Annotated in this window: 14 protein-coding genes; 10 read left to right on the top strand and 4 right to left on the bottom strand. The window is 63.1% G+C overall.

The window, feature by feature from the left end:
• Window positions 1-91 precede the first annotated feature (91 nt).
• From CF68_RS23985 to CF68_RS23955, 7 genes are read left to right on the top strand one after another with little or no spacing between them, the layout of a single operon-like run.
• Entirely contained in the window at window positions 92-964 is an 873-nt protein-coding gene (locus CF68_RS23985) for a branched-chain amino acid ABC transporter permease (RefSeq protein ID WP_035823638.1), read from the top strand.
• A 3-nt stretch (window positions 965-967) separates the two neighbouring features.
• On the top strand, window positions 968-2044 hold the full coding sequence (locus CF68_RS23980) for a branched-chain amino acid ABC transporter permease (RefSeq protein WP_035823636.1): 1077 nt from the start codon (window positions 968-970) through the stop codon (window positions 2042-2044).
• A 1-nt stretch (window position 2045) separates the two neighbouring features.
• Window positions 2046-2807 carry an ABC transporter ATP-binding protein gene (locus CF68_RS23975; protein WP_035823633.1) on the top strand — a complete coding sequence of 254 codons (762 nt, stop codon included), beginning with the start codon at window positions 2046-2048 and terminating at the stop codon, window positions 2805-2807.
• The gene (locus CF68_RS23970; RefSeq protein ID WP_035823631.1) at window positions 2800-3585 is read left to right on the top strand and encodes an ABC transporter ATP-binding protein; all 786 of its coding nucleotides are present in this window, start codon (window positions 2800-2802) and stop codon (window positions 3583-3585) included. Before CF68_RS23975 ends, CF68_RS23970 begins: the two co-directional genes overlap by 8 nt.
• A 3-nt stretch (window positions 3586-3588) precedes the next feature.
• Window positions 3589-5487: a long-chain fatty acid--CoA ligase gene (locus CF68_RS23965; RefSeq protein WP_084187402.1), complete on the top strand. Its 1899-nt coding sequence runs from the start codon at window positions 3589-3591 to the stop codon at window positions 5485-5487.
• Complete coding sequence (locus CF68_RS23960; RefSeq protein ID WP_051591655.1) at window positions 5484-6260, top strand: enoyl-CoA hydratase/isomerase family protein; 777 nt, start codon at window positions 5484-5486, stop codon at window positions 6258-6260. The genes CF68_RS23965 and CF68_RS23960 overlap by 4 nt, the downstream gene beginning before the upstream one ends.
• Window positions 6257-7285, top strand: a complete 1029-nt coding sequence (locus CF68_RS23955) for a 2Fe-2S iron-sulfur cluster-binding protein (protein WP_035823629.1) — start codon at window positions 6257-6259, stop codon at window positions 7283-7285. The genes CF68_RS23960 and CF68_RS23955 overlap by 4 nt, the downstream gene beginning before the upstream one ends.
• Before the next feature lie 209 nt (window positions 7286-7494).
• Here CF68_RS23955 and CF68_RS23950 read toward each other — a convergent pair whose 3' ends face one another.
• The 3 genes from CF68_RS23950 to CF68_RS23940 form a co-directional block, all read right to left on the bottom strand.
• Window positions 7495-8598 (bottom strand): malate/lactate/ureidoglycolate dehydrogenase, encoded by a 1104-nt coding sequence (locus tag CF68_RS23950; protein ID WP_035823627.1) that lies wholly within the window; start codon window positions 8596-8598, stop codon window positions 7495-7497.
• A gap of 113 nt (window positions 8599-8711) precedes the next feature.
• Entirely contained in the window at window positions 8712-8996 is a 285-nt protein-coding gene (locus tag CF68_RS23945; protein ID WP_035823625.1) for a hypothetical protein, read from the bottom strand.
• A gap of 107 nt (window positions 8997-9103) precedes the next feature.
• A complete protein-coding gene (locus CF68_RS23940; protein WP_235205868.1) occupies window positions 9104-9856 on the bottom strand; it encodes a DUF1345 domain-containing protein in 753 nt (250 codons plus the stop codon).
• Window positions 9857-9912: 56 nt separating this feature from the next.
• Here CF68_RS23940 and CF68_RS23935 point away from each other — a divergent pair, with 56 nt between their 5' ends.
• Complete coding sequence (locus CF68_RS23935) at window positions 9913-11451, top strand: FAD-dependent oxidoreductase (RefSeq protein WP_035823622.1); 1539 nt, start codon at window positions 9913-9915, stop codon at window positions 11449-11451.
• 42 nt (window positions 11452-11493) lie between these two features.
• Here the strand turns inward: CF68_RS23935 and CF68_RS23930 are convergent, their stop codons facing one another.
• Window positions 11494-12492: a Dyp-type peroxidase gene (locus CF68_RS23930; protein ID WP_035823620.1), complete on the bottom strand. Its 999-nt coding sequence runs from the start codon at window positions 12490-12492 to the stop codon at window positions 11494-11496.
• A 519-nt stretch (window positions 12493-13011) separates the two neighbouring features.
• Between CF68_RS23930 and selB the strand changes: the two genes are divergently transcribed.
• Complete coding sequence (gene selB, locus CF68_RS23925; protein ID WP_035823618.1) at window positions 13012-14922, top strand: selenocysteine-specific translation elongation factor; 1911 nt, start codon at window positions 13012-13014, stop codon at window positions 14920-14922.
• Between the two features lie 45 nt (window positions 14923-14967).
• Window positions 14968-15217, top strand: a 250-nt coding sequence (locus tag CF68_RS23920; protein ID WP_035823616.1) for an iron-sulfur cluster assembly protein, incomplete at its 3' end; no start/stop codon positions are given.

The raw sequence follows: 15217 nt of genomic DNA, 5'->3' as shown, positions 1-15217 counted from the left end.
TTTTAAAAAACATTCTTTGTATTATACTGGCCTTGCGCACCAAGCAACACAGAGAACTACAGACACGGGCGCATAGAGGAGGGAGACACTCATGTCGATTTGGACCCAGCTTATCTTCGCGGGCATATCGGTCGGCTGTATCTACGGCCTGATTGCCCTTGGTTTCGTCATCATCTACAAGGCTACCGAGTCGGTGAACTTCGCGCAGGGCGACCTGATGATGGTTGGCGCGGCGTTCACCTTGTGGCTGATCCTCAAAGGTGGATTTCCCTATCAAGCTGCTTTGATCGTCGCCGTCACGGCCATGTTCGGACTGGGTTATGCCATCGATGCTCTGGTGGTTCGGCGATTGATCGGGAAACCACGGTTCTCGATTGTCATGCTCACCTTCGGTATCGGCGCCGTCATGCGTTCTCTTGCCGGTCTTGCCTGGGGCTACGAGCCACTTTCATTTCCGTCGCCATATGGTGGAAAGGCTTTGCACATTGGCAGCGCGATGGTCGCTGCCGACAACGTCGCCATTGTTGCCGGTACCGTCGCACTGTGCATTGCGCTTTACTGCTTTTTCCGATACGCGCCGGCTGGCCTGCGCATACAGGCCGCCTCGCAGAACCAACTGGCCGCCGGCTGCGTTGGCATCGACGTGCGGAGAACCTATTCGCTGGTTTGGGGGCTTGCGGCAGCCATTGCTTGTGTAGCAGGCGTACTTGTTGCGCCCATCGTGCTGATCGACCCGAATCTCGGCTTCATGGGCATCAAGGCATTTGCCGCGGCGGTGATCGGCGGATTCGGCAGCTTGCCTGGTGCGCTCTTGGGTGGTCTGCTGGTTGGGATAATCGAGCAGGTGACGCGATCATGGTTGCCGGCCGGCTGGAGCGAACTGGCGGTCTACGGGTTGTTGATGCTGGTACTGGCGGTTCGGCCAGGTGGGCTGGTTGGCCAACTCTATCGGAAGAAGGCTTGAGCGATGAGATACGTATTCAAGAGACGGTACGAACAAGACCTGCACCTGTGGCGCGACCAGTACCAGTATCGGCGCTACCTTGGACTGGCCATTTGCGCAATGGCGTTACCGTTCGTGACTCCGGACTTCTTCGTCTCGGAGGCGGTCTTGCTCATGGCCTATGCCACCGCGGGTATCGGACTCATGTTGCTGACGGGATTCACAGGTTTGGTCAGCCTCGGTCATTCGGCATTCTTCGGCATAGGCGCTTATGTCTACGCGATCGCGGCGAATGCCGGTGTGCCGTTTCCGCTGGCATTCATGCTGGCCGGCACAAGTGCCGCCGTTGCCGGCATCGCGCTGGGGTTGCCGACCCTGAGGCTAGCCGGCACCTATCTTGCCATTGCCACGCTCGCCTTTGCTGTGATCGTCGAGCAGTTGATCAGCAAGATGGATACGGTGACGGGCGGATTCAACGGTCTCGCGGTGCGCCAGCCGGAATTCCTGACGGGGATGCTGGGACAGAACGCCAGCGTCTACATGATTGCGCTCGCGGCCTTCGCTGTCACGGCGTGGCTTGGCGGCAATATCCTGCGCTCACCGCTTGGGCGAGCACTACGCGCGAATCGCGATTCGGAGCTATCTGCAAAGAGCCTTGGTATTGACGTCGCTCGCTACCGCCTGGTCGCGTTTGCCATCAGTGCCGGCATGACAGGCCTGGGTGGCGGGATCTACGCGCTCTACGCCGGGACGCTTGCTCCCAGCGCCTTTGGCCTTCAGCTTTCGGTTCAACTGATGCTGCTCATCATGGTTGGTGGCCTGGCTTCGCTGCGAGGAGCCATGTTCGGAGCCATTTTCGTGAGCTTGCTGCCCCAGGCGATCGCCATGCTTCGCGGATGGCTTCCCGAAGCGATAGCGAATGCCCCTGGGCTGGAGTCGGGCATGCTTGGATTCTTGCTGGTGGTATTCCTGATCTACGAACCGGAGGGAATCGATGGCCGGTTCCGGAAGCTCTGGGTCTACTTCGAGCAGTTTCCACTCTATCGCAAGGCGTCGTTTCAGGACCAGCGTTCCTACACGCGTACAGAAAGGCTGCACTGACATGCTTGAACTGACTGACTTGACTATGCGCTTTGGTGGCGTGACGGCGATCTCGAGCTTCAGCCTGACTGTCGGCGAGGGCGAGATTGTGGCAATCATCGGACCCAATGGCGCTGGGAAGACTACCGTGTTCAATATGATCAGCCGGTTCTATCAGCCGTCCTCCGGTTCGCTACGATTCCACGGCCGCAGCCTGACGCGGCTTGCTCCCCATGATATTGCAGCGATCGGCATTGCGCGGACATTTCAGAACATCGAGTTGTTTGCGAATGCCACGGTGCTGGACAACCTGTTGATCGGGCGGCACGGCCGCGACAACACGCCGCTATGGCGGAACCTCCTGTATCCGCCCGCATTGCGCAAAACGGAGGTCGCACACCGGAGGCGCGTGGAGGATGTCATCGATCTATTGGGGCTACAGCGCTATCGGCACGAGCTGACCGGCACGTTGCCGTACGGTGTGCGCAAGGTGGTTGAACTCGGGCGAGCGCTCTGCGCGGAGCCAACGCTGTTGCTGCTCGACGAGCCGGCAGCGGGCTTGAATCCGGAGGAGACGGACGACATGCGTTTCTGGATAGAGGATGTGCGCGATGAGCTTGGTATCAGCGTCCTGATGATCGAGCATGACATGAAGCTGGTGGCGAGCGTAAGCGACCGTGTTATCGCTCTCAATTACGGCGTCACTCTGACGGAGGGGAACCCGGCAAGCGTGCTGGCACATCCGGGGGTCGTCGAGGCCTATCTGGGAGCGACGCATGGCTAACCCGTGTGGAGTACCGCTGCTGGCGGTCTCGAACCTGGAAACCTATTACGGCCCCATCGCGGCGCTCAAGGGCATCAGCTTTGAAGTCCGGGCGGGCCAGGTCGTGACACTGCTGGGCAGTAACGGTGCCGGAAAGACCACCACGCTGAGAACGCTATCCGGATTGTTAGTACCGCGGCAGGGCAAGGTTTCGCTAAACGGTGTAGCCATCGGCACAGGCGAGCCAGCCCGAACCGCCCGACGCGGCATCGCGCACGTCCCCGAGGGTCGGGAGGTCTTTCCCTTGCTGTCCGTGCGGGAGAACCTGATGCTTGGTGCCTGCGCCCGTGCTTCGCGGTCGGGCAGTACCGAGGACCTCGAACGCGTCCTGGACGACTTCCCAAGGTTGCGCGAACGCCTGAATCAGCCTGCCGCCTATTTGTCCGGCGGAGAGCAGCAGATGTTGGCGATTGGCCGGGCGCTGATGGGACGCCCCACGATCCTGTTGCTGGATGAGCCATCGTTGGGGTTGTCACCCAAGCTGGTTACCGAGATCTTCGGCATCATCGAGAGGCTCAATCGTGAGCGTGCGATGACGGTGCTGCTGGTCGAGCAGAACGCAAGCGTGGCATTGGAAATTGCCCATTTCGGTTATGTATTGGAGCTTGGCAGGGTCGCTCTCGCGGGTACCAGGGAGCAGTTGCGAGAGAGTGAAGATATCAGGGACTTCTATCTGGGAGCGAAGGATGTCATGGCAAGGGAAGGCAGGAGGTGGAAACGCAGGAAGATCTGGAGATAGCGAATGAGCACTCTCACCCTAGTCCCCGGCGAGGGAACAGCAGGCACGCAGCGGCAGGACTACAGCCTCGAGAAGGTGGAGCTTCGTCAGGATCCCGGCGTCGGATCGACTGTCGCCACGATGTTCCAGGCGTTGGTCGATAAGTGGGGCGATCGCGTAGCGTTGCGCCGCAAGCAGTTCGGGATCTGGGAGGACATAAGCTGGCAGCAATTCGGCGACGCCGCACGCCAGGTCGCGGCGTCCCTGGCGGCTAGCGGGTTCCGTGGCGGCGAGTCTGCCTGCATTCTCAGCAGCACGCGTCCGGAATGGATGTACTGCGACATGGGACTGCTTGGCATTGGGATGGTGGTCGCGGGCATCTATCCGACAGATTCCAGCGCCCAGGTGGCCTACCTGGCGGGAGACTGCAATGCCTCCATCATTTTTGTCGAGAACGACGAGCAGCTCGACAAGGTACTGGCGATAAGGGAGACGTTGCCCGCATTGAGACTCATTGTCGTGTTCGACATGAAAGGGCTGCGCGACTTCGCCGACGACATGGTTTGCAGCTTCGCCGATTTCCTGCTGCGTGGCTCCGCGCTGTTGCGTGCCCAGCCAGACTGGTCCGCGCTCCAGGCAGGGAAGGTTCATCCGGATTCACTGGCAATTCTGGTGTACACCTCGGGCACCACAGGTCCGCCGAAAGGGGCAATGGTCAGCCACGCCAACCTGGTGTTCCAGGTGGTCAACAGCGCCCCGCTCTGGGATATGCGTGAGGGCGACGACCGTCTCGCATTCCTTCCCCTATGCCATATCGCAGAGCGGTATTTCACCTATTTTTCCATGTACCGCGGTGTCGTCTCCAATTTCGTGGAGAATCCGGCGACGGTGCTTGAAGATATCCGTGAAGTACAGCCGGAATTCATGCTGGCGGTTCCGCGCATCTGGGAAAAGCTGTACTCACAAGTAGACATGCAGTTGAAGGAAGGCACGCGCTTGCAGCGTTGGGCTTTTCGTTGTGCGATGGCGCTCGGCATGCGCCGGGAAAGGCTGGCCGCAAAGGGGCTCTCGCCACCAGCGTGGCTTGGCCTCGCGCTCGCCATTGCTGATCCGACGGTCCTGCGTAACGTCCGAACCAGCATGGGGCTTGAGCGGGCGCGCTCGATTGCCAGCGGCGGCGCGCCCATCTCGCCGGAGCTTGTGAAATGGTACGGAGCACTTGGCCTGGTCTTGCTCGAGCTTTATGGCATGACCGAGTGCGGCACTATTTCGGCGAACCTGCGGCATGCCCGGCGCCTGGGCTCGGTGGGCCGGCCCGCCCCTTCCTGCCAGGTTCGCATTGCTGAAAATGGCGAGATTCTGGTGCGCGGGGCGAATGTCTTTGTGGGCTATCTCAATCAGGAAAGCAAGACAGCCGAAGTGCTACGCGATGGCTGGCTGCATACAGGCGATGTGGGCCGCTTCGATGACGATGGCTATCTCTATATTACCGATCGTCTCAAGGACATCCTGATCACATCCGGTGGCAAGAATATTACGCCAAGCGAAATACAGAACGCACTCAAGTTTTCGTCATATATCAGCGATGCGCTGGTGATCGGTGACCGGCGGAAGTACCTGACGGCCATCATCATGATCGATCGAGAGAACGTCGAGAAATTTGCGCAAGAGGCGCAGCTTGCATATACGGACTTCGCCAGTCTTGTAGCCGTGCCCCAGATCCGCATGCTTATCGGCAAGGTGGTTGACGCCGCCAATTCAAAATTTGCCCGCGTTGAGTCGATCAAGGATTTTCGCATCCTGCCGGTCGAACTGACGCCGGAGGATGAAGAGGTAACACCCACTATGAAGCTCAAGCGGCGCGTGATCGAGCGCAAGTGGGAATCCCTGATAGAGAGCATGTACGGAGGAGCGTCATTGTGAACGAGCTAGAAGTTGTCGAAGCCAGTGGGGTGCTGAGCATTACCCTGGCCCGCCCTGCCAAGCGCAACGCATTGACTACGCAAATGGTGCGGGCGCTGCGCACGGTTCTTGAGGAAGCCAGCCGGAGCCGCGCCGTGAGAACGTTGTTGCTGCGCGCGGAGGGCGCCGCGTTTTGCGCGGGGCGTGATCTTTCGGACGCCGTAGCGGGCGAGGATGCTGCTGCCATATTGCACGAAGAGATCAATCCGCTCATCGAATCGTTGAGTAAAGTACCGCAGCCGACTATTGCCGCAGTGGGCGGTGCGGCGATGGGCGTGGGCCTCGGCCTGGCTCTCGCTTGTGATCTTGTGATGGCCAGTCCGTCAGCGGCCTTCGCTTCACCATTCGCCCGCCTTGGGGGCATTCTGGATTCCGGTGGGCATTGGCTTCTGGCTCGGCGCATCGGCGGGAGCCGAACGTTTCGCATGATTGCGACTGCCGAGCAGATTGGCGGGAAAGATGCCTACGACTGGGGGCTGGCCGATCTGCTCGTGTCCGACGAGGAACTCGATACGCGCGCGCGCGCGCTGGCGGAGGTGCTCGCCAATGGGCCGCAGGATGCGCTGCGCGAGGAGAAAAGGTTGCTTTCGGCAGCCATGACTTCGACGTTGGTGCAAACGCTGGCGCTCGAGGCTACGTCCCAAGGCTGGGCGGCGGGTACTGGCGATTACCGAGAGGGGATCGCTGCATTCAAGGAGAAGCGCCGACCGGTATTTCGTTTGGAGCGGCCATGAGTTATGCGGTAACGATGGAACCGGGCGGGGCCGTGTTCTTCGCGGATGCCGGAGAGATGCTGCTGGATGCCGCTCTGCGCCAGGGTGTTGCACTTGCGCACAGTTGCCGCCAGGGCATATGCGGTGCTTGCCGAGTCCAATTGATTTCCGGGCAGATCGATCGAAGTGCGGAGGAGCCTGCGGCAATGGATGGCGCGGAGTCTGGCGAGATCCTGTGCTGCAGGGCAAGCGCGCGCAGTGACCTGGTGCTTTCGAGCACATTACCCACTGGCAGGCAGCCACTGCCGGTCCGCAAGCTGCTCGGGCGCGTTGCCGAGATTCGCCGGACTCGGGCGGCGGATGTATTGCTCCTTATCATCAAGCTTCCTCGTGAGGCGGATTTTGATTTCCGTTCAGGGCAGTATGTCGACTTGACGACCAGGGAGGGCGTTCGCCGTAGCTACTCTATCGCGCGAGCTTCAGGCAGGGGGGGTTGCCTGGAGTTTCACATCCGGCATTGTCCAGGGGGCCGCTTTACCGATGGCTTGTTCAATGAGCGAGAACCGCTGCCCGATGTGGGCCATATCGTGCGGGTGGAAGGGCCATACGGCAATACGTGGTTGCGAGAGGCCGATGCGCCTGTCATCCTGTTGGCAAGCGGTACCGGATTTGCCCCGATCAAGGCCATGGTCGAGGAGGCCATGTGTCTTGGTATCCGCCGCTCGATGCACTTGTATTGGGGGGGGCGTCGACCCGACGACCTGTACATGGATGAGCTGTGCCGTCGCTGGGCAGCGACTTGGGACGACTTTTCCTACACCCCCGTGGTTTCCGACGCCTGCGATGCGGACGCCTGGGGTGGGCGTACCGGATGGGTTCATCGCGCTGTGATGGAGGATATCGACAATCTAGCGGCTTACCACGTTTATGCGTGCGGGGCGCCAGTCGTGGTGGAGAGCGCCCGACAGGATTTCGCCCGTATATGCGGTTTGCCGGTTGGCGCGTTCTTTGCAGATGCGTTCGTCACGGCCCTGCACAGAGCATGATGCGCTCGTGGGGATACATCACAATCAAATTGATCAGCGACTAAGTGGGGAATCTGCCGTCTGTGTATGCATTTCCTTGTGTCGGCTCCTGGTTGGCCCCTGATCGCAACGTCAAATCGTGAAGCCGCGCCTTGGATGCTCGCAAACCGTTGTTGCTATTGACCTTCCGCCCGGGTGTCGTGAAAGGAATGACTGGACATAACAGCTAGTCAGTCGCACGCCAGCGCAGACAGCGGCCCCGGCGCAGGCTGCGCGCTGGCGCGCGCGGCCGCCACCCGCGCCGCGGCATCGTCCAGCTGCGCCAGCGTGCCGGCGTCGACCGGTATTTGGGTGGCGCGGGCGGCGCGCCAGGCGCGTTCGGGCTCGCCCGGCAGGCGGATGCCATCCTGCCCGGGCTGCAGCCGCGACGCCTTCATCCACTCGGCGAACGCCGCCACCTCATGCCCGAACGACGTGCTGGTGCCCAGGCGCGCGGGATCGAACACAATCGCCAGCATGTTGTTCCAGACCGCATGCTCATGCCGCAGCGTTTCCGGGCGGATGGTGTGGCCGCCGGTGACCGCGGCGCCCAGCAGCTCGCACATCACGGCCAGCACATGGCCCTTGTGCTCGCCAAAGGGCCGCAGCGCGCCTTGCGGCGCGCCGTCGGCGGGGTACATCACGTCAGGGTCGGCAGTGGGCTCGCCGTGCGCGTCCAGCAGGCAGCCGGGCGCCACCGGCACGCCCTTGTTGTGGGCCACGCGCACCTTGCCCAGCGCGATCGCGCTGGTGGCGAAGTCCAGCACCAGCGGCGGCTCGCCCGCCACCGGCACGCCAATGGTGAACGGGTTGGTGCCGTAGCGCGCATCGTAGCCGCCGTGCGGCGCCACGATGGGCTTGGACAGCACGTTGACGAAGTGGATCGAGATCATTCCGGCGGCGGTGGCTTGCTCGGCCCAGTGGCCCACCCGCCCCAGGTGGTGCGACTGCCGCAGGCCCATCACGCAGACGCCATGCTCGCGCGCGCGGCCGATGGCCATGTCCATGGCCTGCGCCGTCACCGCCTGACCCATGCCGCGGTTGCCGTCCAGGCTCAGCATGCTGCCGGCGTCGTGCACCACGCTGACCTGCTGGTTCAGTTGCAGCTCGTTGGCCTGCCAGGCCAGCACATAGCGCGGGATCATGCCGACGCCGTGCGAGTCATGTCCGCTCAGGTTGGCGCCGACCAGGTGGTCGGCTGTCAGGCGCGCCTCTTGCGCGCCGCTGCCCGCGGCAAGCCAGAGATCGGCCACCCACTGGTGCAGGGCGGCGGTAGGGATGCGGTGTTCGCTCATATCGGCCTTGGCTAGGGATGAAAAAAGCCCCGTGCCGTGTGACGGCAACGGGGCTTCATGATACGGCCGGCGCGAGCCCGGTGGCGCCGGCATGGCCGGTGATCGGCTACTGCTTACTGGCGCAGCGCAGCTTCGGCAGCTGACTGGCCAAGGATTTCGCGGATACGGGCCAGGTAGGTATCGCCCACCGCGCGGTGCATGCGCGCCGCCTCGGCCGCGAACTGGCGCCGGCTGGGCGGGCGGATGCCTAGGCTGCGGCAGATCGTTGACAGGTACGGCTTGCGCTGGCCGCCCAGGCGCAGCGCCGCGGTCTGCAGCGCGGCATCGCCGATGCGCCCGCGCAGCCAGGCCAGCACCTGGCGGTCATAGTCGTTTTGCACACGGATCAGGTGTTCCATGGACGGGACTCCCACTGTTCATCCATACAGGTACTGTAAATATATACAGTATCCAACGGGATGCAAGGAGTTTGTCCAGGAACACTTTGGCCGCGTGGCCAAGTCGGCTACAAGCCACCCAGGGCGTTCACGGTGAACGCCAGAATCCCCATGTTGAAAAGGAACGCGGCCACGCAGTGGCCCAGGACCACCCTGCGCATGTGGGCGCCGGCGATGGTCACGTCAGAAGTCTGGAAAGTCATGCCCAGCGTGAAGCTGAAATAGAGGAAGTCCCAATAGCTGGGGTGCTGCACGCCCGGCACCTGCAGCCCGCCCTGGTCGCCGGTGGCGGTCTGGAGATAGTAGAGATGCGCATAGTGCAGCGTGAAAACGGTGTTGGCAAAAAGCCAGGACAGGATGAGCGTGGCGACGATCAGCGCGATGTCGGCCCAGTGCGGTGTCTCGGGGCGCGCGATCAGCGTGCCGATTGCGACCAGGATCACCATCGAGAGCAGCACCGTGATCGTGAGCAGCGCTGTGCGGTTGGCATCGTTGTGTTCCGCCGTGCGCCGCATGGCCACAGGATCGGCGCGCAACAGCGGCAGCGCGGCGCCAAGGAAGACAAGGGCCGCGAGATCGAAGCCGATCAGCAGGGCGATGCGTGGCTCCGCGCCGAGCGCACCCGCGGCGACGGTCGCAACGATCAATATGGCGCCGCACAGCAGAAAGCGTGCGGGTGCAATGCGCTTGCCGATAGCGAAGCGGGCGGGTCTGTTCATGGGGCTGTCGTCCGGGTGACCCTTCGTCAGGAAAGGAGGCTGGTCATGCGTGAATAATATCCGTGCCGTCGCGCAGCTTGTTACGCTGCATGCGCCTTTCATTTGGCGGCATCGAGGTCGATAATGGCCCTGTGCCATGACCGGCAAGGAGAGACGCCATGACCAAAAGCTCTTCCTCCACGGATAAGCCTGATCTCGCCCAGGGCGTGCCGCTGGCTGACCTTGCTGACGGCGGCATGGTGACAGGCCAGGTTGGCGGCGAACCGGTCTTGCTTGTGCGTCGGGCTGACGAACTGTTTGGCATCGGTGCGACCTGTACCCACTATGGCGGGCCACTGGCGGACGGCCTGCTGGTCGGCGACACGATCCGATGTCCGTGGCATCACGCCTGCTTCAGTCTTCGAACCGGCGAGGTCCTGGGGCCGCCCGCCCAGGACGATCTGAAATGCTGGCGCGTGGAACAGCAGGACGGAAAGGCCTTCGTCCGCGAAGCGCTGCCGGCGGTGCGGCCACCGCGACTTGCCGCCGCCCAACTTCCTGAATCCGTGGTGATCATCGGGGGCGGCGCCGCCGGGACTGCCGCGGTCGAAACCCTGCGGCGCGAAGGCTATAGCGGCCCCGTCACGCTGCTGAGCGCCGATCGCTCATTGCCGTACGATCGGCCGAATCTGTCGAAAGACTACCTCGCCGGGACAGCAAACGCGGACTGGCTGCCAATGCGGCCACCGATGTTCTACGCGGATCACGACATCGACGTGCGCTCCGACCACCGTGTCGTCAAGCTCAGCCCCGCGCAAAAATCCGTCACGCTCTCGGACGGCGGCAACGTGAGCTACGGCGCGCTTCTGCTTGCCGTCGGTGCCGTGCCGATACGGCTAGACGTTCCTGGCGCATCGTTGCCGCACGTGAGCGTGCTCCGTACGCTGGCCGACTGCGACGCCTTGATCGCGCGTCTCGGCACGGCACGCCGATGCGTCGTGGTGGGCGCAAGCTTTATCGGGATGGAAGTCGCGGCAGCGCTGCGAACGCGAGGACTGGAAGTGCATGTTGTCGCGCCCGAAGCGCATCCGATGGAGCGGGTCCTGGGTGCGACGCTCGGCGACATGATCAAGGCGCTTCATGAATCCTACGGGGTAACGTTCCATCTCGGGGCCACGGTGGCAGAGATTCAACCGGATCGGGTGAGATTGTCGACCGGCGCGGAGCTGGCCGCCGACCTGGTCGTGACCGGGATCGGCGTTCGCCCCGACGTGGGCTTGGCGCAGGACGCCGGCCTCGCGCTGGACAAGGGCGTGGCGGTCGATGAATTTCTTCAGACGAGCGAACCTGGCATCTATGCCGCGGGCGATATTGCGCGTTGGCCCGACCCGGGAACGGGCCAGCGTATCCGCGTCGAACACTGGGTGGTCGCCGAGCGCCAGGGTGTGGTGGCAGCGCGAAATATCCTGGGACAGCGGCAACGCTTTGCTGCCGTGCCTTTCTTCTGGACCCAGCACTATGATGTGGCCATCAACTACGTGGGCCATGCGGAACAATGGGATCGTTTCGATATCGACGGCGATCCCGCCGCGCATGACTGCACGGTGACCTATTGGAACAAGGACAAGCGGCTTGCGGTTGCCACGGTCGGGCGTGACCTGGCGAGTCTTCGGGCGGAGGTCGCGATCGAGCAGCAGGCGACAGGAACCGGGGCGTGATCGACTGACCGTGGCCGCGCGCGCCTGCGAGCGCGGTGCAGGTTATTCAAATTGGCGGTTCCCTTTGAGCGATCGGGCAGCAGGGGCTTCGCGGTCCGCAAGTCCTTCAAGCAGGTCGGCCGACGGGACAAAGAACAGGCTGCCGGTGACTGCCTTGCTGAAATCGAGCAGCCGGTCGTAATTGCCGGGCGGCAATCCGACGAACATGTTCTCGAGCATCTTCTCGATCGGCGCGGGCGAACGGGCGTAGCCGATGAAGTAGGTGCCGAACTCGCCCGCGCCCGGGCGGCCGAACGGCATGTTGTCACGCAGGATCTTCACCTCCTGCCCGTTCTCAACCAGCGTAGTCAGTGAACTGTGCGATGACGATGGCTTGACCTCTTCGTCCAGTTCGATGTCGGATAGCTTCTTGCGCCCGATGATCAGTTCCTGCGTTTCCACCGACAGGGCATTCCACCCGACCATGTCGTGCAGATACTTCTGCACGATGACGTAGCTTCCCCCGGCGAACTCGGCATCCTCGTCGCCGATCACCGTGAAATCGACCGCCTCGCGTCCGGCCGGATTCTCCGTGCCATCGACAAAGCCGATCATCGCCCGCATGTCGAAGTTGCGAAAGCCGTGCACCTCGTCGACAACCTGGATCGCATCGCCGAGCTTGCCGAGCAGTTGCGTGGCAAGCTCAAAGCAGAGGTCCATCGATTCAGCACGGATGTGCAACAGGAGGTCGCCCGGCGTGGCGATGGCGACGCGATCGCCGGTGCCGAACTCCCGGAACGGGTGCAGTGCCGCGGGACGGGGCTTGCCGAACAGCCTGTCCCACGCGTCGGCGCCGAAGCCGCAGACACAGGACAGGTTGCCCGACGGCACACGATGGCCAACCGCGCGCACGACGGCGGCAACGTCGGCACACCACGCGCGGACGGTGTCGGCGTGGTCGTCACCGTCGGTGAGTGTCGCAACGATGAATATGGCGCTGCGGGTGACCGTGCCGGAAACGGCCTGTGGTTCGGGAACCTTTGTAGGCATCGGGCTCTTCATGTTGGTTATACCGATTCGGTTTGCGGGCTGACGGAAGAGAATTCAACTCATAAGCCTACACGAATTGAGTGGCGCCTCTGACCTTTCATTTTCTCCTGGCCAAGAAGTATCAGTTGCGGTTGCCAATCCAGCCAGCTGGAGCAAGGCCTGTGCCTGTGGCGGCATCCTTGGATAGTCAGGCGGTCCGGCGCGCTGCAAGCGCTGCGGGGCCTGTGCGATGGACAAAATGTCCATGTTGAGCCAGGTCTCTCGGGTCAATCTGTCCCTCTCGCTGTCACTTAAGGCATCGCTTATAGGCACGCAAAGAATCGCTGAATTTACCTTAGGTGGCCAGGCAATTATCTTGTCTCCAACGATGCAGGAACACTAGGCAAAGCGGCATCGATGCACGCCTCAGCAAGCCTCATCGGCCATTCAAACAAGGATAGGGGAGACTATGCATGATCACGACGAGGATACCCCGGCGACAGTCCCTGATGGTCTCCGTCGCGTCAGGCTGCCGGGCTACCTGACGCAGTCATGATCGTCGGCACGGCAGGACACATCGATCACGGCAAGACCAGCCTGGTCAGGGCGCTGTCGGGCATCGATACCGACCGCCTGAAGGAAAGGAAGGCGCGCGGCTTCTCGATCGAGCTTGGCTATGCGTACGTGCCGCTCGAGAACGGCGACGTGCTCGGCGTGGTCGATGTCCCGGGCCACCAAAAGCTGATTCACACCATGGCCGCGGGCGCGAGCGGCATCGACTTCGCGCTGCTGGTGGTCGCCGCCGATGACGGCGTGATGCCGCAAACGCGCGAGCACCTGGCGATTGTGCAACTGCTCGGCATCCGGCGCGGCGCGATTGCGCTGACCAAGGTCGATCGCGTGGATGACGCGCGGCTGCGGCAGGTGCGAGAGGAGATCGCGTCTTTTCGGCGCGGCAGCATGCTGGAAGACGCACCGGTTTTTGAAACCTGTGCAACGCGCGCCGACGATCCGGGTGTGAACGCGTTGAAGCGGCACCTGCACGCGGCCGCGGCTGCGTCGCGCACGAAGCGCGACGACGGGCTGTTCCGCCTTGCGGTTGACCGGGTCTTCACGCTTGCCGGGCAAGGGACGATCGTGACGGGAACCGTGGTGTCCGGGCGCATCCATGTCGGCGACAGGGTGTTGCTCGCGCCGAAGAACGAGTCTGTGCGCGTAAGCAGCATCCATGCGCAGAATCGTCCTGCTGCTGCCGGGCGGGCGGGGCAGCGCTGCGCGCTGAACCTGGCCGGCATCGACAAGGGCGCGATCGAGCGCGGTGACTGGGTGGTCGATGTGCGCCTGGCACGGGCGTCGGAGCGCATCGATGCGATGCTGACCCTGTTGCCAGACGCCCCTGCGCTGGAGCACTGGGCGCCCATGCATGTTCATCTGGGCACGCAGCACCAGGTGGCGCATGTCGCGCTGCTCGATGGCCCGACGCTTGCGCCCGGCCAGCGCGCGCGCGTGCAGCTCGTGTTCGAGCGGCCGGTGTGCGCGCTGCCTGGCGATCCCTTTGTCGTGCGAAACGCGCAGGCCAGCCGCACCATCGGCGGCGGCGATGTACTGGATCCTTTCGCGCCCGCGCGCAAGCGCCGTTCCCCGGCGCGGCTGGCGTGGCTCGATGCGATGCAGGCCATGCTGGACACCGGCTCGGTTGGCACATTGCTCGAGCAGGCGCCAAACGGGCTGTCGCGCGCGCTGCTGGAGCGGCTGAGCGGCATGCCGGCGGCGGCCATCGAACTGCCGCGGGACACGCGCGTGATCGAACTTCCGGGCGACGATGCCTTGCTGGTGTCCAGCGCGGCGTGGCGGGCGCTGGCGGCGCGATTGACCACCGCGCTCCGGCAATTCCACCAACGCTCGCCGGATGTGCTTGGCCCGGAGGTGGCGCGTTTGCGCAGGATCGCCGCACCGCTGGCGCAAGACGCGTTGTGGTGCGCGCTCGTCGATGACGCCTGCGCGCGCGGCGAGATCGTCAGGAACGGCCCCTGGCTGCACCTGCCCGAGCACACCGTGACGCTCGACGATGCGGATCGCTCGCTTGCCGCGACACTGCAGCAGGACATGAAAGCGGGGCACTTCGATCCGCCATGGGTGCGCGAGCTGGCGAGCGCGCATGGCGTGCCGGAGGACACGGTGCGGCAGCTGATGCGCAAGCTCGCGCGTCATGGCGAGACGTTTCAGGTCGTGCACGACCTCTTCTACGATCCGGAGGCGATTCGGGAGCTGGCCTTGCTTGCCGCTGCCGACGCCAGCAGGAACGCCGGCACGGTCGTCGCCGCGGCGTTTCGCAACGCCACCGGGCTCGGACGCAAACGTGCGATCCAGGTCCTGGAGTTCTTCGATCGCGTTGGCTATACGCGCTTCGACCGTGGCCGGCACCTGGTGCGCACGGACAGTCGTTGGCTGGAGTTGCTTTGACAGGCGACGACTGCCTCCCTACATTCACCAGCAGCGGAGTATGTCTTGAGCGTCAGCACTGAGCAGGTCACCGAAGCCCTGCGCACCGTCATCGACCCTAATACGGGCAAGGACCTGGTCTCCACCCGCTCGGCCAGGAACATCCGTGTCGACGGCGGCGATGTCTCGCTGGAAGTCGAACTCGGCTACCCCGCGAAGAGCCAGCTTGATCCGATCCGCAAGCTGGTGGTTGCTGCGGTGCGGCAAGTGCCGGGCGTGAGCAATGTCAGCGTGGCCGTGACCATGAAGATCGTCG

The organism is Cupriavidus sp. SK-4 (assembly GCF_000611125.1).
In the GTDB taxonomy this organism is placed as follows: Bacteria; Pseudomonadota; Gammaproteobacteria; order Burkholderiales; family Burkholderiaceae; genus Cupriavidus; species Cupriavidus necator.
This window is presented reverse-complemented; position numbering and strand designations above follow the sequence as displayed.

What these genes read in the sequence shown, in the direction of transcription:
- CF68_RS23985 (WP_035823638.1), top strand. Translation starts at nt 92, where the DNA reads ATGTCGATTTGGACCCAGCTTATCTTCGCGGGCATATCGGTCGGCTGT.
- CF68_RS23980 (WP_035823636.1), top strand. Translation starts at nt 968, where the DNA reads ATGAGATACGTATTCAAGAGACGGTACGAACAAGACCTGCACCTGTGG.
- CF68_RS23975 (WP_035823633.1), top strand. Translation starts at nt 2,046, where the DNA reads ATGCTTGAACTGACTGACTTGACTATGCGCTTTGGTGGCGTGACGGCG.
- CF68_RS23970 (WP_035823631.1), top strand. Translation starts at nt 2,800, where the DNA reads ATGGCTAACCCGTGTGGAGTACCGCTGCTGGCGGTCTCGAACCTGGAA.
- CF68_RS23965 (WP_084187402.1), top strand. Translation starts at nt 3,589, where the DNA reads ATGAGCACTCTCACCCTAGTCCCCGGCGAGGGAACAGCAGGCACGCAG.
- CF68_RS23955 (WP_035823629.1), top strand. Translation starts at nt 6,257, where the DNA reads ATGAGTTATGCGGTAACGATGGAACCGGGCGGGGCCGTGTTCTTCGCG.
- CF68_RS23950 (WP_035823627.1), bottom strand. Translation starts at nt 8,598, where the DNA reads ATGAGCGAACACCGCATCCCTACCGCCGCCCTGCACCAGTGGGTGGCC.
- CF68_RS23945 (WP_035823625.1), bottom strand. Translation starts at nt 8,996, where the DNA reads ATGGAACACCTGATCCGTGTGCAAAACGACTATGACCGCCAGGTGCTG.
- CF68_RS23940 (WP_235205868.1), bottom strand. Translation starts at nt 9,856, where the DNA reads ATGAAAGGCGCATGCAGCGTAACAAGCTGCGCGACGGCACGGATATTA.
- CF68_RS23935 (WP_035823622.1), top strand. Translation starts at nt 9,913, where the DNA reads ATGACCAAAAGCTCTTCCTCCACGGATAAGCCTGATCTCGCCCAGGGC.
- CF68_RS23930 (WP_035823620.1), bottom strand. Translation starts at nt 12,492, where the DNA reads ATGAAGAGCCCGATGCCTACAAAGGTTCCCGAACCACAGGCCGTTTCC.
- selB (WP_035823618.1), top strand. Translation starts at nt 13,012, where the DNA reads ATGATCGTCGGCACGGCAGGACACATCGATCACGGCAAGACCAGCCTG.